At 58.4% G+C, this 20,539-nt stretch carries 20 protein-coding genes; 7 read left to right on the top strand and 13 right to left on the bottom strand.

What is annotated here, in order from left to right:
• Nucleotides 1-22 precede the first annotated feature (22 nt).
• Together HKD32_RS05235 and folD are read right to left on the bottom strand one after the other, a co-directional pair.
• Complete coding sequence (locus HKD32_RS05235; RefSeq protein ID WP_010503526.1) at nucleotides 23-772, bottom strand: methylenetetrahydrofolate reductase; 750 nt, start codon at nucleotides 770-772, stop codon at nucleotides 23-25.
• Nucleotides 772-1,680 carry a bifunctional methylenetetrahydrofolate dehydrogenase/methenyltetrahydrofolate cyclohydrolase FolD gene (gene folD, locus HKD32_RS05230; protein WP_010503525.1) on the bottom strand — a complete coding sequence of 303 codons (909 nt, stop codon included), beginning with the start codon at nucleotides 1,678-1,680 and terminating at the stop codon, nucleotides 772-774. The genes HKD32_RS05235 and folD overlap by 1 nt, the downstream gene beginning before the upstream one ends.
• On the opposite strand from folD, the gene HKD32_RS05225 reads away from it, so the two are divergent.
• Nucleotides 1,679-2,827 carry a threonine aldolase family protein gene (locus HKD32_RS05225; RefSeq protein ID WP_061931841.1) on the top strand — a complete coding sequence of 383 codons (1,149 nt, stop codon included), beginning with the start codon at nucleotides 1,679-1,681 and terminating at the stop codon, nucleotides 2,825-2,827. The genes folD and HKD32_RS05225 overlap by 2 nt on opposite strands.
• A gap of 43 nt (nucleotides 2,828-2,870) precedes the next feature.
• On the opposite strand, the gene HKD32_RS05220 is transcribed toward HKD32_RS05225, so the two are convergent.
• The gene (locus tag HKD32_RS05220; protein ID WP_194257633.1) at nucleotides 2,871-3,896 is read right to left on the bottom strand and encodes an MYG1 family protein; all 1,026 of its coding nucleotides are present in this window, start codon (nucleotides 3,894-3,896) and stop codon (nucleotides 2,871-2,873) included.
• A gap of 212 nt (nucleotides 3,897-4,108) precedes the next feature.
• Between HKD32_RS05220 and hflX the strand changes: the two genes are divergently transcribed.
• Nucleotides 4,109-5,458: a GTPase HflX gene (gene hflX / locus HKD32_RS05215; protein WP_228118782.1), complete on the top strand. Its 1,350-nt coding sequence runs from the start codon at nucleotides 4,109-4,111 to the stop codon at nucleotides 5,456-5,458.
• Nucleotides 5,459-5,536: 78 nt separating this feature from the next.
• On the opposite strand, the gene pgm is transcribed toward hflX, so the two are convergent.
• The 3 genes from pgm to HKD32_RS05200 form a co-directional block, all read right to left on the bottom strand.
• Nucleotides 5,537-7,183 (bottom strand): phosphoglucomutase (alpha-D-glucose-1,6-bisphosphate-dependent), encoded by a 1,647-nt coding sequence (gene pgm / locus HKD32_RS05210; protein ID WP_194257631.1) that lies wholly within the window; start codon nucleotides 7,181-7,183, stop codon nucleotides 5,537-5,539.
• Between the two features lie 191 nt (nucleotides 7,184-7,374).
• The gene (locus HKD32_RS05205; protein ID WP_061931834.1) at nucleotides 7,375-8,895 is read right to left on the bottom strand and encodes a Do family serine endopeptidase; all 1,521 of its coding nucleotides are present in this window, start codon (nucleotides 8,893-8,895) and stop codon (nucleotides 7,375-7,377) included.
• A 112-nt stretch (nucleotides 8,896-9,007) separates the two neighbouring features.
• The gene (locus HKD32_RS05200; RefSeq protein ID WP_061931832.1) at nucleotides 9,008-9,472 is read right to left on the bottom strand and encodes a nucleoside deaminase; all 465 of its coding nucleotides are present in this window, start codon (nucleotides 9,470-9,472) and stop codon (nucleotides 9,008-9,010) included.
• Nucleotides 9,473-9,478: 6 nt separating this feature from the next.
• On the opposite strand from HKD32_RS05200, the gene HKD32_RS05195 reads away from it, so the two are divergent.
• The 5 genes from HKD32_RS05195 to HKD32_RS05175 all read left to right on the top strand — a co-directional run bounded on the left by HKD32_RS05195 (nucleotide 9,479) and on the right by HKD32_RS05175 (nucleotide 15,145).
• On the top strand, nucleotides 9,479-10,219 hold the full coding sequence (locus HKD32_RS05195) for a gamma-glutamyl-gamma-aminobutyrate hydrolase family protein (RefSeq protein WP_194257630.1): 741 nt from the start codon (nucleotides 9,479-9,481) through the stop codon (nucleotides 10,217-10,219).
• Nucleotides 10,216-11,004: a pseudouridine synthase gene (locus HKD32_RS05190; protein ID WP_010503516.1), complete on the top strand. Its 789-nt coding sequence runs from the start codon at nucleotides 10,216-10,218 to the stop codon at nucleotides 11,002-11,004. The genes HKD32_RS05195 and HKD32_RS05190 overlap by 4 nt, the downstream gene beginning before the upstream one ends.
• Before the next feature lie 3 nt (nucleotides 11,005-11,007).
• Entirely contained in the window at nucleotides 11,008-11,607 is a 600-nt protein-coding gene (rsmD, locus tag HKD32_RS05185) for a 16S rRNA (guanine(966)-N(2))-methyltransferase RsmD (RefSeq protein ID WP_194257629.1), read from the top strand.
• Nucleotides 11,608-11,724: 117 nt separating this feature from the next.
• Nucleotides 11,725-14,424 (top strand): DNA translocase FtsK 4TM domain-containing protein, encoded by a 2,700-nt coding sequence (locus tag HKD32_RS05180; protein ID WP_194257740.1) that lies wholly within the window; start codon nucleotides 11,725-11,727, stop codon nucleotides 14,422-14,424.
• A complete protein-coding gene (locus HKD32_RS05175; RefSeq protein ID WP_194257628.1) occupies nucleotides 14,414-15,145 on the top strand; it encodes an RluA family pseudouridine synthase in 732 nt (243 codons plus the stop codon). The genes HKD32_RS05180 and HKD32_RS05175 overlap by 11 nt, the downstream gene beginning before the upstream one ends.
• Here the strand turns inward: HKD32_RS05175 and HKD32_RS05170 are convergent.
• From HKD32_RS05170 to HKD32_RS05140, 7 genes are all read right to left on the bottom strand, one after another.
• Nucleotides 15,136-15,876, bottom strand: coding sequence for a DUF4097 family beta strand repeat-containing protein (locus HKD32_RS05170; protein WP_061929885.1), 741 nt, complete (start codon nucleotides 15,874-15,876; stop codon nucleotides 15,136-15,138). The two genes, HKD32_RS05175 and HKD32_RS05170, sit on opposite strands and share 10 nt — an antisense overlap.
• A gap of 20 nt (nucleotides 15,877-15,896) precedes the next feature.
• Nucleotides 15,897-16,307: a hypothetical protein gene (locus HKD32_RS05165; RefSeq protein WP_023943980.1), complete on the bottom strand. Its 411-nt coding sequence runs from the start codon at nucleotides 16,305-16,307 to the stop codon at nucleotides 15,897-15,899.
• A gap of 129 nt (nucleotides 16,308-16,436) precedes the next feature.
• A complete protein-coding gene (locus HKD32_RS05160) occupies nucleotides 16,437-16,847 on the bottom strand; it encodes a hypothetical protein (RefSeq protein WP_023943982.1) in 411 nt (136 codons plus the stop codon).
• 87 nt (nucleotides 16,848-16,934) lie between these two features.
• Nucleotides 16,935-18,359: a sugar porter family MFS transporter gene (locus HKD32_RS05155; RefSeq protein ID WP_061929667.1), complete on the bottom strand. Its 1,425-nt coding sequence runs from the start codon at nucleotides 18,357-18,359 to the stop codon at nucleotides 16,935-16,937.
• A gap of 82 nt (nucleotides 18,360-18,441) precedes the next feature.
• Complete coding sequence (locus HKD32_RS05150; protein WP_061929670.1) at nucleotides 18,442-19,467, bottom strand: asparaginase; 1,026 nt, start codon at nucleotides 19,465-19,467, stop codon at nucleotides 18,442-18,444.
• Between the two features lie 18 nt (nucleotides 19,468-19,485).
• Nucleotides 19,486-19,953, bottom strand: a complete 468-nt coding sequence (locus HKD32_RS05145) for a magnesium transporter CorA family protein (RefSeq protein ID WP_061929673.1) — start codon at nucleotides 19,951-19,953, stop codon at nucleotides 19,486-19,488.
• A 5-nt stretch (nucleotides 19,954-19,958) separates the two neighbouring features.
• Nucleotides 19,959-20,498 (bottom strand): Fur family transcriptional regulator, encoded by a 540-nt coding sequence (locus tag HKD32_RS05140; RefSeq protein ID WP_010503497.1) that lies wholly within the window; start codon nucleotides 20,496-20,498, stop codon nucleotides 19,959-19,961.
• Nucleotides 20,499-20,539: the final 41 nt, after the last annotated feature.

Below are 20,539 nucleotides of genomic sequence, written 5' to 3'. Positions count from 1 at the left end.
TGATCTCCGCTCTCGTTAGTTCTTACCCCGTTATAATATCACTCAGTCCACCCAGATAGGACGCAAGATCAACTTTCAGAGGCATCAGATAAGTATTGTCATTCTTTTCGCGCACCAGCGTCAGCATCTGGCGGGCGAGATGAATGTTGCCTTCCAGCGTGTCATCATAGTCTTTCGGGAACACGACATGGTTAACGCGTTCCCAATATCGGCGGGACCGTTCACCCAGAACGGGTGAAACTCCCCAGAACACCGTGTCATCACGCAACCAGTCCATGGACAACTGAAGCATGTGCAGATCAAACAGGGGCTGCGTGAAGAACCCGCAGGCACCTGCATCTTTCTTGCGCGCAACGTCTTCCAGTTCCTGCCAGGGGGCACGTCGATAAGGATCGAAGACCGCATAGACATCCAGATGCGGTGCTTCGCGACGATACCGTTCGATAATCTGTGCAGACGTGTTTGGATAAGCCACCCGATCGCTTCCGGCAGGGAGCGGATCACCTGCGACAACGAGAACTGCTTTCAGTTCCGGTCGGTCAGCGCCCGGTAGCGGCGCACCGGGGGCAATGTCGATGGCGCGGATATGCGGGATAACGTCCAGACCAGACGCCCGATTGACGCGCGCTGCGGCATCATCACTGCGCAGATCAAACCGGAGCAGGTCCGGAATATTCAGCAGATCAACTGATGGCAGCACCTTGCGGACCACCGACACATCTTCAAACAACGCATCTTCCGAGCGTGGAACAAGTTCAACGGAAACGCGCATCAGAAAACGTTACCCTTTCCCAAACCCTGCGATGCGCGGGCGGCCTGAAGTGTGTTGTGCAGCAGGCAGGCAATGGTCATCGGACCTACACCGCCCGGAACAGGCGTAATATGCCCAGCGATGGGAAGCGCTTCTTCAAACGCGACGTCTCCCACAAGGCGTGTCTTGCCTTCAGGGGTCGGAATACGCGTGATGCCCACGTCGATCACGGTCGCACCCGGCTTGATCCAGTCCCCGCGGACAAGACCATGCTTGCCTGTCGCAACGACGAGAATGTCCGCTTCACGGGCCAGTTCGCGCGTATTGCGTGTATGGATATGGGCGATCGAAACCGTGCAGTTCTCTTTCAGAAGAAGCTGCGCCATGGGCTTACCCACCAGGCTGGACGCCCCGATGACGACTGCATTCATGCCCGTCATGCCTTTGTGCACGGACTGAAGCAGCATCAGGCAGCCAAGCGGTGTGCAGGGAACGATGCCCTCAATGCCTAGCGACAAACGACCTGCGTTCACTTCCCCCAGACCGTCCACATCCTTGTGAGGAGCAATGGCATTCGTCACTACAACCGGATCGATCTGCGGCGGCAACGGAAGCTGCACGAGAATGCCATGGATCTGCGGGTTGGCATTCAGTTGCGCAATTAAATCCAGCAACTCCCCCTGCGACGTGCTCTGCGGAAGCATGTGCATGAAGGACCGCATTCCGGCGCGATGCGTCTGGATAGCCTTGTTCTTCACATAGACTTCCGATGCCGGATCGTTTCCGACCAGCACAACGGCGAGACCTGGGAGGGTATTGCCCTGTTCGATGAAGCTGGACACTTCACGGCCAACGCGATCTGTCAGGGACCGGGCAATACCTTTGCCATCAATGAGTTTGCCGGCCAGTTCAGGGGGAAACGTGCTCATGGGCTCTCCGGATGACAACAGGCTGCGGTTTCAGTTACGCTTTACGCCAGCCCGCGTTGTGCGCAGGAAAAAGGATGGTTTCGTGTCCGAGGAAATACGCAAGAACTTCGCCAGTGACAATGTCACACCGATCTGCCCTGAAGTCATGGTCGCCCTGATCGCGGCCAATGAAGGGAGTGTCGGGTCCTATGGAGAAGACGATCTGACCCGTTCCCTGAACGAACGGTTCGGGGAAGTTTTTGAAACCGAGGTCGCTGTTTTCCCGATCGCTACAGGAACAGCCGCTAACAGTGTGGCCCTGTCAGCACTTGTTTCCCCTTATGGTGCCGTCCTGTGTGATGAAAGCGCGCATATCAATACCGATGAAGGTGGCGCGCCCGAATTTTATACACATGGGGCCAAGCTCGTCTGCATTCCCTCTGCCGAAGGACGAATGGACCCGGCGACATTGACGCCTGCTCTCAAAAGCAATGCGGAAAGCGGAATTCTCAGCCCCGTCATTCAGGCCCTGTCCCTGACGCAGGCCAATGAATGGGGTACCGTTTACAGCACGGATACTCTGGCCAAACTGTCCCGCATCGCACATGACCATGATCTCACGGTACATCTGGATGGGGCCCGTCTGGGCAATGCCCTCGCCCATCTGGACTGCACCCCGGCGGAAGGAACGTGGAAAGCGGGTGTGGACGTTCTCAGCTTCGGGGGCACCAAAGCAGGCGCCATGGCCGCCGAAGCCGTGGTATTTTTCCTCAATGACCGCACCCGACCGCTAGTAAAAAACTTCCTGCGGCGCATCAAGCGTAGCGGAAATCTGTGGTCCAAACATCGCTTCCTGAGCGCCCAGCTTCTGGCACTCTTGCAGAACGATGTCTGGCTGAAGAATGCCGCCCATGCCAACGATATGGCGCAACGGCTCGTAGACGGGCTGCGCCGTCATGCCGCAGCCCAAATGCCTTATGAACGGCAGAGCAACGAAGTGTTCGTCATTCTTCCAGATCTTCTTCTGAAGGATCTGGAAGAGGCAGGGTACGGTTTTTACCGGTGGCCGACGCCGGAAGGGGTTTCCGGCACACTGATCCGTCTGGTGACCAGCTATTACACACGCCCGGAAGACGTAGACGCGCTTCTGGCCGAAATCGCTGCCTGAGCAGAATGGTTGATCCGGTCAAATCCCGGATTAACCCTTTCAATCAGTTGCCAGCCTTGAGAGATGCATCAATCTCCAACGCCAGACGCGCCATCTTCAGGGCCCCTTCACGGCTCCCTGCCCCACAGATGAAACGGGCCGGGTGAGCGAAAACTGCGTCCGGCACGCCGGAAATCTCGGCCAGTGCCTTCTTTTCCAGACCACCCCAGGCCTCCGGCAGGGAAACCCGCTGACCGAAATCCCCGCGCACGGGCGGAATGGCCTTCACATTCCACTGCTCCGGCCCCGCGGGTGACACGACATACACAACCGGAAGATCACGCTCGAAAATAACCTTCTCGGTCGGCATTCCCGTTTCCATAAGCAGGATGCGCTTGTCTTCCGCAGCTTCGTAAGCTTCCACGACACGATTGGCAGCCTTCAGGCTGGCGCGAACGCGATCCACCATGTTGACCAGATGCGCCGCAACAGCCGTGGCAGCGTTCGCAAAGCCGAGAGATTCCTGCTTTTTGGCTTCTTCCGCACCATAAAGTTCGGCTGTATCCCAAGGCGGGCTACAGGCTGACACGATATCGGCCAGCGACAGCTTGCCCATCTTGGCAACGCCATTGTCGTCCTGATCCACCGGGATGATCAGGGACTTGTCCAGAGACTGCCAGATGGCGGTCAGGGTTGCCTCATCCACCGGCGTTTTGACGATATTGCGGACCGCAGCGAGCCCGTAGTCCTTCCACAGCAGACCAGCAGCGCTATACGGCGTTCCGTCTTCACGCAGCGGCTTGTCCTTCATGTGGTGATCGTAGCGACCTTTGGTCGGGTCAAAGATGCCACCTACATCGAAGACGATATCCGCTCCAGCGATACGGTCTGGCGAGCGGGTGCGCACAAATGTCAGACGGTCCGTGCCAGCCTCTCCGAGAACACGTCCACGCAGATCGCCTTCTGGTGCCAGCGCATAATGCAGGATGGCGTAGCCCAGCGTTTCATCAGCATGGAAATTGCCGGAATGAGTGAGCGCCTTGACGGCTCGGGTCTCGTTTTCGAGACCGATAGGAGTGTGTTCTGACATCTGGAAGACCTGCTGACAGCGAAGGAGAGTTTCTGAGTGTGCCCCCTCATGCCGCAGGGACTACGGCCAGACAACACGCTTCCTCAGGAAAATGCAGCCACTTTCTCTTTCTGCCGCCTCTTGATGACGTCCATAAAGCAGGTTTGGTGGCATCCCGCGCAGCCCTGCAGGATTAGCGCGTCACTGCCGGAATTCATGCTATGAGCTGCCGGATGGAAACCGCATCCCCTACCCCGCTCGCCGTCCTTGTCGGCATCCAGACTCCAGACGTCGATGACATCGCCCATGAGGCAAGCCTTGAAGAGCTGGGGCGACTGGTCAAAACGCTTGGATACGAGGTTGTCGGCTCTGTCTCGCAGAAGCGGGAAGGCACTGGCTCGGCCTCCCTTCTGGGCGCTGGCAAGTTGGAAGAACTGGCCGACATCACGGGTGGTCGGGGGATCATCACGCCCATCGTCAAAACACCGATGACGAAAGCGCGGAAACGGTTTGAAGGTGCGGCAAGCTCTCATGAAGACGCTGAGGAAGAGACGGACGATCTCCGCCGTCCTGAGTTCGTCATCGTCGATCATGAGCTGACCCCCAGCCAGATCCGCAATCTGGAGCGGGCGACCGGCGCGCAGGTGCTGGATCGAACGGGCGTCATCGTTGAGATTTTCCACCGTCATGCCAACACCCGTGAGGCAAAGCTTCAGGTCGAGATGGCACGCCTGCGTTATGTCGCGCCACGCCTGCGGGAGTCATCGAATGGCGGCGGCAGGCAGCAGGGACCAGGCGCCGGTGAAAGCAACCTCTCCCTGGACCGCCGCAAGATTCGGGACCGGCTGGCCGAACTCAAAACCCAGCTTGAAGCCGTGCAACGGGACAGCGATCATCGGCGTTCTGCCAGAAAAGACCAGCTTCGCGTTGCGCTCGTCGGCTATACCAATGCAGGCAAATCTTCGCTGATGCGGGCCCTGACAGGCAGTCAGGTTCTCGTTCAGGACAAGCTGTTTGCGACCCTCGACACGACTGTCCGCACGCTCCAGCCGGAAACACGGCCCCGTATTCTGATTTCAGACACGGTGGGCTTCATCAAGCAGCTTCCGCATGATCTGGTTGCATCCTTCCGCTCCACGCTGTCCGAAGCACTGGAAGCCTCCTTGCTGCTGTTCGTCGTGGATGCGTCGGACCCAACATACGAAGCGCAGCTTGAGGTCAGCCGCAGCGTTCTGCACGAAATCGGCGCGGATGTGGTCCCTTCCCGACTTGTTCTGAACAAAATGGATCGCATTGATGAGGTCAGACGGGCCGAGCTTCTGGAAAAACACCCGGATGCCATTCCGCTGTCCGCACATCGCCCGGAAGATGTGAGCGCCCTGCGGGAAACGCTGATTGCGTTCTTCGAGGCAGACATGGTGGAAGACGTTCTGGTGCTGCCCTATGCAAAACAGGGCCTGATTGGCGAAATCTATGAGAGTGCCCGTGTCCTGTCAGAAGATCATGACGAAACGGGCAGGATTCTGACAGTTCGCGGTCTTCCCGGCGCACTTGCCCGCCTGAAGCGCAGTCTGGCCGGTTAAAACGCCATAGAAAATAGCCCGTCATTCCCATTCGGTGAATGACGGGCCCGACTGCTTTTCAGCAGAAATGCTTCAGCGTTACGATGCGAAGACCCTCGAAATCGCGGCCTGCGCCTCGTCCTGAATGGCCTTCAGGTGCTCTGGGCTTTTGAAGCTCTCGGCATAGATCTTGTAAACATCTTCCGTGCCGGACGGACGGGCTGCGAACCAGCCGTTTTCCGTCACAACCTTCAGACCGCCGATCACAGCGCCATTGCCCGGTGCCTTCGTCAGCTTGGCAATGATCTTATCGCCGGCAAGTTCTTCAAGCGGGAACTGCTCCGGCGCCAGCTTGCTGAGCTTGGCCTTCTGCTCCGGGTTCGCTGCCGCGTCGATCCGCGCATAATACGGCGTTCCGAGACGGGCGATGATCTCATGGTAATGCTGGCTCGGGTTCTTGCCCGTCTTGGCGGTGATTTCCGCCGCAAGAAGGCCGAGAATGAGGCCATCCTTGTCGGTCGTCCAGACAGAACCATCACGACGCAGGAAGGTCGCGCCTGCGCTTTCCTCACCGCCAAAGCCCAGCGAGCCATCCATCAGGCCCGGCACGAACCATTTCAGGCCAACCGGCACTTCGACCAGCTTGCGGCCCATATCCGCAACAACACGGTCGATCAGACCACTGCTCACCAGCGTCTTGCCGACACCAAGATCCGGCTTCCAGTCCGGGCGGTTCTGGAACAGATACGACACAGCCACCGCCAGATAGTGGTTCGGGTTCATCAGGCCATCCGGCATGGCAACGATGCCGTGACGGTCTGCGTCCGTGTCATTGGCGAACGCGACGTCAAACTCCTCGCCCATCTTGATAAGTCGCGCCATGGCGTAGGGCGAAGAGCAGTCCATACGGATCTGACCGTCCCAGTCTGCCGTCATGAACGCAAACTGCGGGTCCACAACGTCGCTCACGATCGTAGCGTTCAGGCCGTACTTCTCAACGATGGGCTTCCAGTAACCAACAGCAGCGCCACCCAGCGGATCAATACCAATCTTCACGCCCGCATCACGGATGGCCGCCATGTCGATGACGTTTTCCAGATCGGCCACATACGGCGTGACGTAATCATAACGCTTGATGGACGGTACGTTTCTGGCTTCGTCGTAAGGCAGGCGCTTTACGTCCTTCAGGCCATCCACTAGCAGCTCATTCGCCATGTCCTGAATGGCTTTCGTCACGGCTGTATCCGCCGGACCACCATTTGTCGGATTATACTTGAAGCCACCATCCGTCGGCGGGTTATGGGACGGCGTGACAACCACACCATCGGCCAGACCGGTCGTGCGGCCTTTGTTGTAGGTCAGAATGGCGTGGGAAATGACAGGGGTGGGCGTGTAGCCGTCGTTCTGGTCGATGCGGACGTCAAGGCCATGCGCGGCGAAGACTTCAATGGCGGAGCGCTGTGCCGGAGCGGACAGAGCGTGCGAGTCAATGCCGATGAAGAGCGGGCCATCAATGCCTTCTGCCTTGCGATAACGGCAGATGGCTTCGCAGATGGCGAGGATATGCCCTTCATTGAAGCTCGTATGGAACGAGGAGCCACGATGACCTGAAGTCCCGAACGAAACACGCTGAGTCGGGATGGAGACGTCCGGCTTGCGATCGTAATAGGCGGCTACCAGAGCCGGTATGTCCGTCAGTTGTGACTGATCGAGCGTTTTCCCGGCGAGTGGGCTGATATTGGCCATTGATCTAAAAATCCTTAGACAGATCCGCGTTTTAAGCGACCGTAACGCACGAACGCTTCAGCGGATCACAAAAACTTATCCAGACAGGTCTGTCCAGTTACAGAACTCTTACTTCGCTCCGTAAAGCAGGCATGAAAAAGGCGGAGAGACATCATCTCTCCGCCTTGGCGCTATCAGATCAGGCTGGGATCTTACGGTGCGTCGTCCGAACTGCTGTCATCGGAGCCATCTGGCGAGACTGCGACGAAGAGTTGCTGGCCATCGCGCAGGATCCGCAGAAGTGGCGGCTGCTTGCGGCTCAGAGCCTCCTTAACCTGCGCCACAACGGCCTTGGGTGTTGGTGTAATGTGGTTTCCAACGCCCACGATGATGTCACCCGGACGAATACCTGACTGGTCAGCAGGCGAGCCCTGCGCCACATCCGCGACAACCGCGCCCTGAACACTGTCATCAAGGCCCAGTTCCTGACGGGCACGCGGCGTCAGGGATGCAAGAGACACACCCAGCTTGCCAGCCCCGGCAGACTGGCTGCTATCCGCGCCATCACCGCCATGATCCTGATTGGCGAGATTGCCCACCGTGAACTTCACGTCCATCGGTTTACCATCACGTAGCAGGTTGACCGTAGCGTCAGTGCCCGGTGCGATCGCAACGACCTTGACCGCCAGATCATGACCGTTCTTCACAGGATGACCATTCAGCGTCAGGATCACGTCACCGCTCTTGATGCCAGCTTTTTCAGCCGGGCTTCCCTTGGACACGGACGCCACCAGCGTTCCATGCGGAGGAGCGCCCGGTTCCGGAGACTTCAGGTTAAGAGCCTGCGCCATCGTCGGGGAAATGTCCTGCCCTTCGATGCCGAAATACCCCCGTGTGACGTGACCGGTCTTCTCAAGCTGCTCGACGACAGACTTCACGGTGTTGGACGGAATAGCGAAGCCAATACCAATCGAACCGCCACCGTTTGGCGAGATAATCATGGAGTTGATGCCAACAACCTTGCCGTCCTGTGTGAACAGCGGACCGCCGGAATTGCCATGATTGATCGGCGCATCAACCTGAATGAAGTCGTTATACGCACCAGAATGGAGATCACGCCCCAGAGCGGAGACGATACCTGCCGTGACGGTTCCGCCCAGACCATAGGGGTTACCCACTGCGATAACCCATTCACCCGGCTGAACGTCATCAGAATCGCCCAGATCAATGAACGGCAGCTTGCCGGTCGGCTTCACGCGAAGCAGTGCAACGTCCGTCTTTGGGTCACGGCCAATGATCTTGGCCTGAAGCGTAGTGCCATCGTCCAGTGTGACCGTAACCTTGGTGGCGCCATTCACAACATGGTTGTTGGTGACGACATAGCCATCAGCCGAGATGATAAAGCCGGACCCGCGAGCTTCGACCGTACGGTTCGGCTGCTGTTGCTGCGGCATCATCTGGAACGGGAAGGGGAACGGAAAGGGCGAGCCCTGCATGCCGCCGCCGTCGCCGCCCGGGCCGTTTTCTTCCTGCTCGGCAACGTCGGCCTTGATATGGGCCGTGATGGAAACAACGGCAGGCTTCACCTGCTTCACGAGCGTGACGAAATTTGGCAGCGCCTGAACGTTGGTCTGCGGCTTGATGGCCCCATTGTCCGCCATGGCGGCGGGAGCGGCAACCAGAAAGGTCGTCGCAGCGAGAGCAGCAAGGGAGGCGCGGAAACGTGTGGTCATGTCAGTCCCGATTGTTACAGAGGAACGGTTCGGTCGTTATACGTCAGACTATGAACTGTGTTCCCGTTCACCAAGCTGACCGGGACGTGAAACATCCGTAAGTCTTTGTTTGTTACGCTCTCCTGAGACGCCGAAAAAAAGCCCGGAGTTGCTCCGCCGCCTCCCGTTCCCGTACGCCACCAATGACTTCCGGCCGATGCAGACAATTCGGACGTTCAAACAGGCGAGGGCCATGATCCACGCCACCACCTTTGGGATCGTAAGCCCCGAACACCACACGCTCGCAGCGGAAATGTACGATCGCCCCCGCACACATCGGGCATGGCTCCAGTGTGACGACCAATGTGCATCCGGTCAGCCGAGGGGACCCAAGTTTCCGCGCGGCTTCCCGCATGGCCAGGAGTTCAGCATGCGCTGACCCATCATGGAGTTCTTCCACACGATTACGGGCCACGGCGAGAATCTTTCCCTCCGCATCAAGCACGACAGCTCCCACGGGTACCTCTCCATGACGGGCAGCCTCATCCGCTGCATCAAGCGCCATCTGCATGGCGCGGCTTGTATCGGCCTGAATCATGATGCGATGATGCGGTGCATGACCCTGTCACGTCCATCCCGCTTTCAGAATTCTGCCCCCCTCATCGGCCTGACACTGGATCATGAGCCCGGCGGCGACGGAAAATTCTCGCGTTATCCTTTTCACGCGCTGCGCGAAAATTACCTGACGGCTCTCAGTGAGGCTGGCGGATTACCGGTCTGCCTGGGCTACACGGCCGATGCTGAAGCCATGGTGGCGCGGCTGGATGCGCTGGTCATTACGGGTGGGGCTTTTGACGTTGATCCCGCGCTTTATAACGAAGACCCTCATCCCCTGACGAGCCCGCGCCCCGCCCGGACATCGGCGGAACTCGCGCTCCTGCGGGCCGCATTGAAACGGGATATTCCCATCCTCGGGATCTGTGGAGGCATGCAACTGATGGCCGTAAACGCGGGTGGCACGCTGATCCAGCATCTTCCGCCGGAGCTGGAACACGAACAGCCCAATCCACGACACGAACCGGGCCATGCCGTGTCCATCGTGCCAGACACCCGATTAGCGGAAATTGTCGGCATGCCCACAATGATGGTAAACTCTTCCCACCATCAGGCCGTCCGCAGCTCTGGTGAGGCACGGATTTCGGCTCTCGCACCGGATGGTGTGATCGAAGCGATTGAACTGGACGACCCGAAATTCGCCATTGGTGTACAATGGCATCCCGAATTCACCCTCGACCCCGGCGACCGTCGCCTGTATGCGGCGCTGGTGGAGGCAGCAGCACGATGACCGAAGATTTTACCCCGACCCCTGAAGAAACATCCGACGCACCAAGAGGCGAACGCATTGCCAAGTTCCTGGCCCGCGCTGGCGTAGCAAGTCGCCGGGATGTGGAACGCATGATTGAAGACAATCGCATCAAGCTTGGTGGGCAGCCCGTCACGCATCCGGCGACCTTTGTTCAGCCGGGCGACATTGTGCTGGTGGATGGCAAGCCCGTGGATAACCCGGAGCGCACCCGCCTGTGGCGTTATCACAAGCCGGACGGCCTCCTGACCACGCATCGTGATCCGCAGGAACGCAAGACGGTTTTTGATTCCCTTCCCGAAGGTATGCCCCGCGTCATCAGTGTTGGCCGGCTGGATATCAACTCCGAAGGGCTTCTGCTGCTGACCAATGACGGCGAACTGGCCCGCCGTCTGGAGCTGCCAGGCAATGCCTGGGTGCGCCGTTACCGTGTCCGCGTGTTTGGCGTGGTGGATGAGAAGCGTCTGGCATCGCTGGTGAACGGCTTTGAATATGAGGGCGTGAAATACGGCTCCATCGAAGCGGAACTGGATTCCAAAAAGGGCGATAACTCCTGGCTGACAGTCTCTCTGCGTGAAGGCAAGAACCGTGAGATCCGTCGTGTGATGCAGGGCCTGAACCTGCATGTGAGCCGTTTGATCCGTCTGTCTTACGGACCATTCCAGCTTGGTTCCCTGAAAGCGCGTGAGCTTGAGGAAGTGAACGGCAAGACGCTGCGTGAGCAGATCCCCGACCTGCCTGCCCCTACCCGTAAGCGGACCCGCTGATCCATGCGGATTGTTGGCGGAGAGAACAAGGGCCGCGCGCTCGTAGCCCCAACCGGCGAGCGGACACGCCCAACCTCGGACCGGACGCGTCAGGCCATTTTCGACATGCTGGCCCATGCGCCATGGTACGGTCAGGAAGAGCTGGAACATGCCATCGTGCTGGATGGATATGCTGGAACAGGCGCACTCGGCCTGGAAGCTCTGTCCCGTGGAGCACAGCGTGCGGCCTTCATCGAGCGGGACCGCAACGCGCTGAATGCCCTGCGCACCAATCTGGATATCTGCCGGGCCCGTGACCGTTCACGCGTATTGAGTTGCAGCGTTACGCATCCGCCAAAAGCCGCGGAGCCTCACACGCTGATCTTTCTTGATCCGCCTTACGGGAAAACGCTGGTCGAATCGGGTCTGCGCGCACTGGCCCGAAACGGCTGGATTGCCGAAGGAGCGCTGATCGTTGCCGAGACAGGTGCGACCGAAGATTTTGCCCCGTTTGTGCCACCTTCCGAACACTTTTCACCCACACTTCCGGCCGAACCGCTTTCAATCCGGAAATTCGGCGCGGCGAAGGTGACAATCTGGCGACATTCCTCCACTGTTCCTTAATTTTCCTACTGTATTCAGTGGCCTGTCAGGTATAATTCAGACGTAATCTGAAAGCCGTAATTCAAAAAACCGACGGGGTGACGAGACTTGGCCGTGTTCAGCCGATCGACCAGCACAGTGCGCAACATTGTCCGTGAGGCACACGACCGTCACATGACACCCAAACTCCGGAGCGCGCTGAACGCGCGTCTGCTGGAGTTGCTGGGTCTTGGGTTCCTGATCGCAGCAGTGGCTATCGGCATCGCGCTGTGGAGCTTCAATCCGCACGATCCGTCCTTCAACACCTCGACAGGTACGGAACCCACAAACCTTCTTGGCCGTACGGGCGCAACCATTTCCGATGGTCTGGTGCAGTGGCTTGGCTTGGGTAGTGGTCTGCCGATTGTTGTTCTGCTGGCTTGGGCGTGGCGCATGGTCCGCCATCACGGCATGAGCGCGCCAATCCTCCGCATCGCGGCGGCTCTCCTGCTGCTTCCAGCGGGAGCGACCTTTATTGGTACGCTTCAGTTGCTCATTCCGGGACTTGAAGTCGCATGGCCCACGGCGGCTGGTCTTGGGGGCGAGATGGGCGTTTCCTTTGCTCACCGCCTTCTGGATGCAGCCCATGCCGAAGCCGGGTCCGCCGGAAGCGCACTGGCTGTGTTTCTGGTTCTGCTGTTGATGGGCATTCTGATGCCGCTGGCCATGGGGCTTCAGTGGCGCGAGTGGCGCGCCATGGGTCAGGGTGCAGCGCTTCTGGCCCGTCAGCCCGTGCGTCTGGCACGCCGCATGAATGGCCCGCAGACTTCTGATCGCCCGGCACCTGATCCGCGCCAGTACGAATTTCAACCCGGTAGTGCGGGAGGCGTGCCAGCTCCTGATGCAGCCCCGCTTTCCTTCCTGCGTCGAAGCTTTGGAAAGAGCGATCCGCGAACGCGCCCATCTCCGTTCGTGCCGCAAAATACAGGGTGGATGCAGCCCCCTATGGAGACGACGGAAGACCCGTACGAGCACCCTACGGCACTGCGTAAGGAACCAGCCGCCCCTGCTCCACAGTTGGCGGAAGAAGAAGAGGCGCCGTCCAACCCCTATGCAGAACGGCTGGCGCAGATTGCACGACAGCGGAATGTTCAGACGATCCAGCGCTCGCATGTTGAAGACGATGCGGAAGATGATGTTCCACAGAGCAGCATCGAGCCCCCTGAGCCGGAGCCCGAACAGCGCCGCAGCCTGTTCGGGATGCGCCGCCCGGAGCGCCCGGCACAGCCTCAACCGGTGACACGCCCCATGCCGGCCCGCACTCCTGCCGCGACGGGTTGGGTCCTGCCTCCCCTGTCGCTGCTGAACCCGCCACCGGCCCACGCAACGACAGGTCCTTCACAGGAAACGCTGCAATCCAATGCGCGCCTTCTGGAAAGTGTGCTGGCTGACTATGGTGTTCAGGGCACAATCGGAGACATTCATGCGGGCCCGGTCGTCACCCTGTACGAACTGGAGCCCGCTCCCGGCATCCGCTCGTCCCGCGTTATCGGTCTTGCGGATGACGTAGCACGCTCCCTGTCCGTGCTGAGCGTCCGTATCGCGACTGTACCGGGACGTAATGTCATTGGTATCGAAGTCCCGAACGCCAAGCGCGAAACCGTTTACTTCTCCGAACTCCTGCTGACGCCGGAATGGACCAACGGAACGGGCCGCCTTCAGATTGCGCTCGGCAAGGATATTGCAGGCGTGCCGGTCTATACGGATCTGGCCAAGATGCCGCATCTTCTGGTGGCTGGTACGACAGGCTCCGGTAAGTCGGTCGGCGTGAACGCAATGATCCTGTCACTGCTCTACCGCCTCAGCCCGGAAGAGTGCCGCCTGATCATGATTGATCCGAAGATTCTGGAACTGTCGATCTATGACGGCATTCCGCATCTTCTGACCCCAGTTGTGACGGAGCCAACCAAGGCCGTCAGCGCCCTCAAATGGACGGTACAGGAAATGGACCGCCGTTATCGTCTGATGGCACAGCTTCAGGTCCGTAACATCAACGGCTACAATGAACGCGTCAGCCAGCTTCGGGCCTCCGGCGAGATGGTCACGCGTCGCGTGCAGACCGGCTTTGACCCTGAAACGGGCAAACCCGTCTTCGATGAACAGCAGGTCCCGCTGGAAAACCTGCCGTATATCGTCGTCGTCATCGACGAAATGGCCGACCTGATGATGGTCGCAGGCAAGGAAATCGAGACCGCCGTGCAGCGACTGGCTCAGAAAGCCCGTGCCGCTGGTATTCACGTCATCATGGCAACGCAGCGTCCATCCGTTGACGTCATCACCGGGACCATCAAGGCCAACTTCCCAACCCGTATTTCCTTCCAGGTCATCAGCAAGTTCGACAGTCGCACCATTCTTCAGGAACAGGGCGCCGAGCAGCTTCTGGGCCAGGGTGACATGCTATTCATGCAGGGTGGTGGCCGCATCACGCGTGTCCACGGTCCGTTTGTGGCGGATGAGGAAGTCGAAGAAGTCGTGGCGGATCTGCGCTCCAAGGGCGACCCGATCTACAATGACGATGTGGTGTCTGGTGAAGATGAGGAAGGCGGCTCGTCCGGCGGAAGCATGGGCGGCGGCGGAAGCGGTGGCGACGGAGAAGGCAGCCTGTTCGAGCAGGCTGTGGATATCGTCATGACCGAAGGCCGCGCCTCAACCAGCTTCATCCAGCGTCATCTGTCGATTGGGTATAACCGTGCCGCGAAGCTGATCGACCAGATGGAAAAGGAAGGCATCATCGGGCCGGCCAACCATGTGGGCAAACGCGAAATTCTGGCCCGTCGTCCGTCTTCCCATGAAGACTGATCGACGGCGCCAGCGGCCTGTCAGACAGGACGCGGCCCCCTCCCCTGCCCCACGAGGCCTTTTCTATCTGGGGCAGGATCTTCCGGTCCTGCTGGAAACGCCACGCTTTCTGGTTCTGAACAAGCCCGCGGGGTTGGCGGTTCATCCCGGTCCATCAACGCAGGATTCCGTTGAAACACGCCTGGTCACGCATCCGCGCGGTGGTCCATGGCTGGCCCATCGACTGGATGCGGATACGTCGGGCTGCCTCCTGGTCGCACGCCGCAAAACCGCGCTGCTCGAAGCACAGGCAGCCTTTCAGAACAGGCAGGTTCGAAAACTTTACTGGACCGTTGTTGACGGCACACCAACGGAAGATGAGGGCGAAATTTCCGCCTCCCTTTTGCGCGAGTCCAATCCATCAGGATGGCGGATGATCGTGAATCCGAAAGGCGATGCCGCAATAACCCGCTGGCGCGTTCTTGGTCGCGCAGAGGGGCGGAGTTGGCTGGAACTGGAGCTTCTCACTGGCCGAACGCATCAGGCCCGAATTCATTGTGCATCTCTTGGCACACCGATCGTCGGTGATTGGGTGTATGGCAAAAGCAATGCAAACGGCCTGCACCTTCTGGCACGCAGTCTGCAGGTCACTTTGCCAGAAGGCGACCTGGAAGCCATTGCTCCACCACCCCCTGCTATGGCGGAGGCGCTGAAGCGTCTGGGATGGCAGGATCAGTCCTGAAGAATTCGCACCTTCCCGGAAACACTCTGGATCGTGACATGGTCCCGACCATTTCCAACAGTACCGGTTGCTGTGATTCTCCTGCTTTCGCTGAATAGCAAACCCTGCTTCTCCCAAGGACCAAACTGTACAGTCAGACCGAGAGACTGCTCTAGTGGAACAGCGCTTTGCTGACGGCTCTGACGAAGCGTAATATCGAACGTGCCGCCAAAATCATGCGGCAGATGAAGTGTCACGTCGCCTGAGACGGTTTCAAGAATGATCTTCCGTGCGCTTCCAGTAGAAACCAGCGTGACGTCCTGATCTCCACTGGTGCTTTTAGCCGTCACATCCCCTGCAGCCCCGCCCAACTGCGTGTCGCCACTGACTGTCATAAGGGCCGCTCCACCTGCCGCATGGGCGACGGAAATGTCTCCGCTGACAGTCTTGATCTGCACAGCCCCAAGGCCCTGATCAATCTGGGCATCGCCACTCACTGTCGTCAGAGAGGTTGGTCCCTCGTTTTTTAATATTTTGATATCGCCACTCACCCCACGAATGGAGAGAGGGCCATTGGAGGTCTGGATCTGCACATCACCACTCATGCTGGAGATGACACCCCCTTCTGGCAGCGTGGTATAAGACAGATCATCAGACGTGACGCTCTGGTTGAGCGGTGCCGCCAACGCTCCTGAAGAAGACAGGCAGGTTGCGACCAGAAGGGCGGGAAGGATCATACGAAAAGAAGACATCGGTGGAGCTTTCTCTGACATCAGAATGATGAGGAAGACACAACGGAACGATTCATGAGCGCGGCATGGATGCCTCGGACAATCGCCCAGGCTGTCAGGATCCCCCACGTCAGAGTCAGCCCCCAGGGAATGACCATGAAGACCAGACCCAGACCACCCGTAATCGCGCCCAACCCGGCCACCATGAGATGGATCATCCCAATCGCAGCCAGCGCCAAAAAGCCATACCAGAACAGCCTGATCTGCCAGTCCAACTGGGCTCGCTTGAGACCCGTAGCGGAACGGCGACTCATGTGAGCAAGTGTCACACCGACGAAAGCGGTAATGCCGGTGAAAAACCCGGCCAGATACAACGCATAGATCAGCAGAACGTAATCCCGTCCTGTATCCTGATAAACCCGGCCGTAACCCGGCATTGCTGTAGTGTACATGACTGAACTCCTCTGGAGGAAGACCCTCGACAAAGGAATTCATGCAGAAACCGTGCCATTTTAGGTTTTCAGGACAAATCCGGAAAAACAGGATCGTCAGAAAACGATCAAATGGCGGATTTCACCAGTTTATTCGCCCAATGTACGAAAACGGTCGGGAAGTGGTCCTTTGCCCTGCGTCAGGGAACGCACGCCGTACAGCAACGAGACGAGAAGGGCGATGTTCCAGAGCGCAAAAATGCCGATCGGAATAAGGAACAGAAGCTGACCTGGCCCTGAACTGCCCGGTGGCTCCGTGATGAAACACGCTCCGAACAGAACCGCACACCCAATGATAAAGGCGACGTCATACCAGAACAGGCGAATGAGCCAGCTCAGATGAGACCGCACCAGCCCGGCGCTCGACCCTTTAAGGATATAGGCCAGAATCACCCCGGCCAGCAGGGAAATCCCTGTGAAAAAACGGGCAATATACAGGCCGTAGACCAGAAAAACCCCGCCGCGGCTTGGCCCTTCGGACGAAAGAGAAAAATTGCTCATGACAGCCTCCTTAAGCTGACAGTGTATAACAGAAACGCCCAGCCCAAGGGGCTGGACGCTTTGTCAGACAAAATTCATTCAGATGGGTTAGCGACCGAGTTTACGCAGCTTCACGCCCTGCATCAGACGCTTTTCAATCACATGCAGAGACATGCTCTTTGTCTCGGGAACAAACAGGATGGTGAGCAGCAGAAAGAGTGCGTTCAATCCAGCGAAGAGCCAGAATGTACCGCCTGTCCCGATGGTGTTCATCAAAGAGAGGAAGCTCACACCCACCAGAAGATTGGTTATCCAGTTGGTGAAAGTGGACATGGCAATCCCGAAATCCCGACCACCGAGAGGCTGGATTTCAGCACACAAGACCCACATGAGCGGCCCGGCGGACATCGCAAACCCTGCACAGAAGATCATAAGCAGAAAGACAGCCGCAATCTGCGAAGACTGCGTTGTCATGCCCCCCTGAAGCAGAATGGCAAGAATGCCCATTCCAAGTGCCATAACCGTAAACCCTGCGTAGAGGATGGGTTTACGACCCCAGCGATCCACAAGCCCGACAGCCACAAATGTCGCGAGCATGTTCACAAGGCCAATGATGGCCGTACACCACATCTGGGCGTGAGCATCGAAATGAGCAGCGGCCAGAATGTTTGGTGCGTAGTACATGACGATATTGATACCCGCGAGCTGCTGCATCGCCTGAAGCATGATGCCCAGCGCAACCGAACGGCGGAAATTGCTGTTCGTGCGGAAGAGCTTGAAGCCTTCCTGCTTGGTTTCAAGCTGCTCGCGGATCGCACGGATCTCCTTGGCGGCTTCCAGCGGGTCGTTTCGCAGGTCTACAAGGATTTCACGGGCTTCCTTGTGCCGTCCCTGCATAATCAGCCAGCGTGGGCTGTATGGCAGAAAAAGAACACCGATCAGGAACAGGACTGCAGGAATACCTGCGACACCAAACATCCAGCGCCAGTTTTCGCTATAGGAAAAATAGGTGTCCGACAGGAAAGCCACGAAAATGCCGACTGTCACCATGAGCTGGTAAGTCGAGACCATCGCGCCACGAGACTCTTCGCTGGCGATTTCGGACAGATAAAGCGGCGCGGTAAATGCCGAAATACCAACCGCGATTCCCATGATGACGCGGAAGACAATGATGGATGGAATAGACCACCCCATTGCACAGCCCAGCGTCCCGACGACGAACACCGCCGCACCGAGGATCAGGGACCGCTTGCGCCCTAGGTGATGGGACAGCCACCCCGCGCCCAGAGCGCCAGCCGCCGCACCAGCCATCATGGAACTGACAACCCATTCAAGGGCCAGCGTGGACGCATGATATTCCTTGCCGATCAGGTCCAGCGCTCCAGCCACAACACCAATATCCAGACCGGACATCAATCCCGCGAGGGCCGCGATCACACCGATGGCAATAATCTTGAAGCGTGTTGCGTCAAAAACGGACGTCGCACTGTCATCTGTCTGAGGGGGTTCTACGGTCCTGCCCTGATCTGTCATGCTGGTGCACACTCCTTTCCAAAAAATAACATCCACCTGTCTGGTGGATGTCAGAACTGTAATCTTTATAACACGATCGCACTCAGATCGTGAGGGCAGCCCGGATTTCGCCCACCGTCACGCCCTGCCAGTTCCGCAGCGTCTGACGCGCCGTATCCGTCAGGACGGCATGATCCTGAGGCGTCCGGCAGAGTGCCTCGCCACCAAAATGGTGAAGCAGAGCAGACATCGCGACTTCCGCGGCCCTGTTAGCACCGTCATCCGTCTTGATAGCAAAACCCAGACCCTGCTCCGGCAAGGCCGCGATCATGACGCCTTCGGCGCCCATTTTAATGAACGCACGAGTTTCGAAATTGTTCATGACCGTTGTGTCATATCGTCCCGTCCCCGCGACCATGAACGGATTGGCGGCCACAGCTTCACGCAAACGCTTTGCAGCGCCAGCGCGGCCCGCGGAGAGGCCGACCCCACTTCCGAACCGCGCAAACCCATGCGCCAAAGCCTTAAGCGGGACAGCGTAGGTCGGCATGGAACAGCCATCCGTTCCACGATTAGCGTCCGTATGCGGCGTTCCGGTCATGGCTGCCAGAACATCCGTGACACGACGCTGGATCTCATGCGACGGGTCGATATAGCCCGTCGGGTCCACGCCCTGATCACAGGCGAGGCAGATCAATCCAGCATGTTTGCCCGAACAGTTATTGTGAAGCGGACACGCCGTTTGATGAGCAGCAGCGAGCGCCCGAGCTGCTGGCTCATAGGTAGGCCAGTGTGTTCCGCACTCCAGAGCCTCCACATCACGCCCCGCCGCAGCCAGCATGGAGGCAGCAACTTTTGCATGAGGCTCCTCTCCTCCATGGGAGGCACAGGCCAACGCCAGGGCTTCAGCCGTCAGGCCCAGCCGATCGGCAGCACCACTTTCCACAAGTTCAATGGCCAAAAGGGATTTGACGGTAGACCGTGGGAAAACGGGCGTTTCCACGTCCCCACAGGACCAGACAATCGCACCGTCCGCATCCACAACGACGGCGCGCCCCAGATGTCGCGATTCAACCTGGCTGCCACGCGTCACTTCTGCGAGCAGACCTGAGCCTGTCTGTACTGTCATTCATTTTACCCTTTGCTATCAGCCCGATGAAGGCTGTTTTGAGACCAGCACATAGCATGGCTTCCCGCCGTCGCGATGTGTCTCCAGCCAGGCCTGGATCAACCTGCGGCGTACGCGAAGGATGCCGATTTCCTGTTCTGGCGGCAGTTCCGCAAGTTCATTGACGGCGTCCTTGCCTTCGAGAAAGACCAACTGATCTTCAAGAGGCAAACCCTGTTCCATCAAGGTCTGCGCGTAAGAGAGGTCCAGAAGGGCATAGAGAAACGCTTCCCCCGAAGCCGGACGAAACCCTACAGCCTCCAGAATGTGAGCATCAGTTTCCTGGACAGACAGATGCGTCTGCGGGGGCTGCCAATCCAGCAGATCCGGCTGAACGCTCTCAGGAGAAAGCGTACGATTTCGGCGAGAAGAAAGCGATTTGGCAGCACGCTGCTGCGGAAGATCAGTGAACGGAAGGGCGGGCGGAGGAAAACGTCGCACGCCCATTGCCGTTAGTGCCCGCCGCTAAGAGCAGCTTTCTGGCACCCGGCGCAAACACCTTCAATTTCGACCGTGGCAGCTTCAGCACGGAAGCCAACAGCTTTCGCCGCAAGCATCAGGGCAGGCACAATGGTCTCCTGCTCCAACTCCCAAGCCCGCCCACATGACTTGCAAATCAGGAACTGCGCGCGGTGAACACCCCATTCCCCATGATCACAGCCATGATGGCAATCTGTCGCGTGTGAACAGGCAACGAAAGCGCTCAGTCGCTCCAAACGGTGAATCAAACCCTGTTCGAGAAGAAAATCTATCGCACGATAAACCGTAGGCGGGGCAGCGTTCGGATGCGCCGGTCGCAGACGGGCCAGCAGATCGTAGGCCCCGGAAGGCTTTTCTGAAGAGAGGATCAGCCCCAAAACCTGACGTCGCGTTTCCGTCAGGCGTTGCCCACGGTGGCGACACCAGTCCCCAGCCCGTTCAAGACGGGCTGTAATGGATGGGGAAAAAGACAGGCTCTCCGCGGGGGAGGTCTCATAAGGCGAATCCGGCATGATCTCTCTTATATGGCATCGAGCGGCAGTTTTTTCGAGAG

It is taken from the genome of Gluconobacter japonicus (assembly GCF_015244665.1).
In the GTDB taxonomy this organism is placed as follows: Bacteria; Pseudomonadota; Alphaproteobacteria; order Acetobacterales; family Acetobacteraceae; genus Gluconobacter; species Gluconobacter japonicus.
The sequence above is the reverse complement of the archived record's forward strand: the minus strand, read 5'-3'. Positions and strand labels throughout refer to the sequence as shown.

Excerpts from the sequence above, each read along its gene's own strand:
- HKD32_RS05155 (WP_061929667.1), bottom strand. The coding sequence starts at position 18,359 with ATGACAGATCAGGGCAGGACCGTAGAACCCCCTCAGACAGATGACAGT.
- HKD32_RS05220 (WP_194257633.1), bottom strand. The coding sequence starts at position 3,896 with ATGTCAGAACACACTCCTATCGGTCTCGAAAACGAGACCCGAGCCGTC.
- HKD32_RS05190 (WP_010503516.1), top strand. The coding sequence starts at position 10,216 with ATGACCGAAGATTTTACCCCGACCCCTGAAGAAACATCCGACGCACCA.
- HKD32_RS05140 (WP_010503497.1), bottom strand. The coding sequence starts at position 20,498 with ATGCCGGATTCGCCTTATGAGACCTCCCCCGCGGAGAGCCTGTCTTTT.
- HKD32_RS05200 (WP_061931832.1), bottom strand. The coding sequence starts at position 9,472 with ATGATTCAGGCCGATACAAGCCGCGCCATGCAGATGGCGCTTGATGCA.
- HKD32_RS05160 (WP_023943982.1), bottom strand. The coding sequence starts at position 16,847 with ATGAGCAATTTTTCTCTTTCGTCCGAAGGGCCAAGCCGCGGCGGGGTT.
- hflX (WP_228118782.1), top strand. The coding sequence starts at position 4,109 with ATGGAAACCGCATCCCCTACCCCGCTCGCCGTCCTTGTCGGCATCCAG.
- rsmD (WP_194257629.1), top strand. The coding sequence starts at position 11,008 with ATGCGGATTGTTGGCGGAGAGAACAAGGGCCGCGCGCTCGTAGCCCCA.
- HKD32_RS05165 (WP_023943980.1), bottom strand. The coding sequence starts at position 16,307 with ATGTACACTACAGCAATGCCGGGTTACGGCCGGGTTTATCAGGATACA.
- HKD32_RS05235 (WP_010503526.1), bottom strand. The coding sequence starts at position 772 with ATGCGCGTTTCCGTTGAACTTGTTCCACGCTCGGAAGATGCGTTGTTT.
- HKD32_RS05205 (WP_061931834.1), bottom strand. The coding sequence starts at position 8,895 with ATGACCACACGTTTCCGCGCCTCCCTTGCTGCTCTCGCTGCGACGACC.
- HKD32_RS05195 (WP_194257630.1), top strand. The coding sequence starts at position 9,479 with ATGATGCGGTGCATGACCCTGTCACGTCCATCCCGCTTTCAGAATTCT.
- HKD32_RS05145 (WP_061929673.1), bottom strand. The coding sequence starts at position 19,953 with ATGGGCGTGCGACGTTTTCCTCCGCCCGCCCTTCCGTTCACTGATCTT.
- pgm (WP_194257631.1), bottom strand. The coding sequence starts at position 7,183 with ATGGCCAATATCAGCCCACTCGCCGGGAAAACGCTCGATCAGTCACAA.
- HKD32_RS05225 (WP_061931841.1), top strand. The coding sequence starts at position 1,679 with ATGGGCTCTCCGGATGACAACAGGCTGCGGTTTCAGTTACGCTTTACG.
- HKD32_RS05150 (WP_061929670.1), bottom strand. The coding sequence starts at position 19,467 with ATGACAGTACAGACAGGCTCAGGTCTGCTCGCAGAAGTGACGCGTGGC.
- folD (WP_010503525.1), bottom strand. The coding sequence starts at position 1,680 with ATGAGCACGTTTCCCCCTGAACTGGCCGGCAAACTCATTGATGGCAAA.
- HKD32_RS05175 (WP_194257628.1), top strand. The coding sequence starts at position 14,414 with ATGAAGACTGATCGACGGCGCCAGCGGCCTGTCAGACAGGACGCGGCC.
- HKD32_RS05170 (WP_061929885.1), bottom strand. The coding sequence starts at position 15,876 with ATGTCTTCTTTTCGTATGATCCTTCCCGCCCTTCTGGTCGCAACCTGC.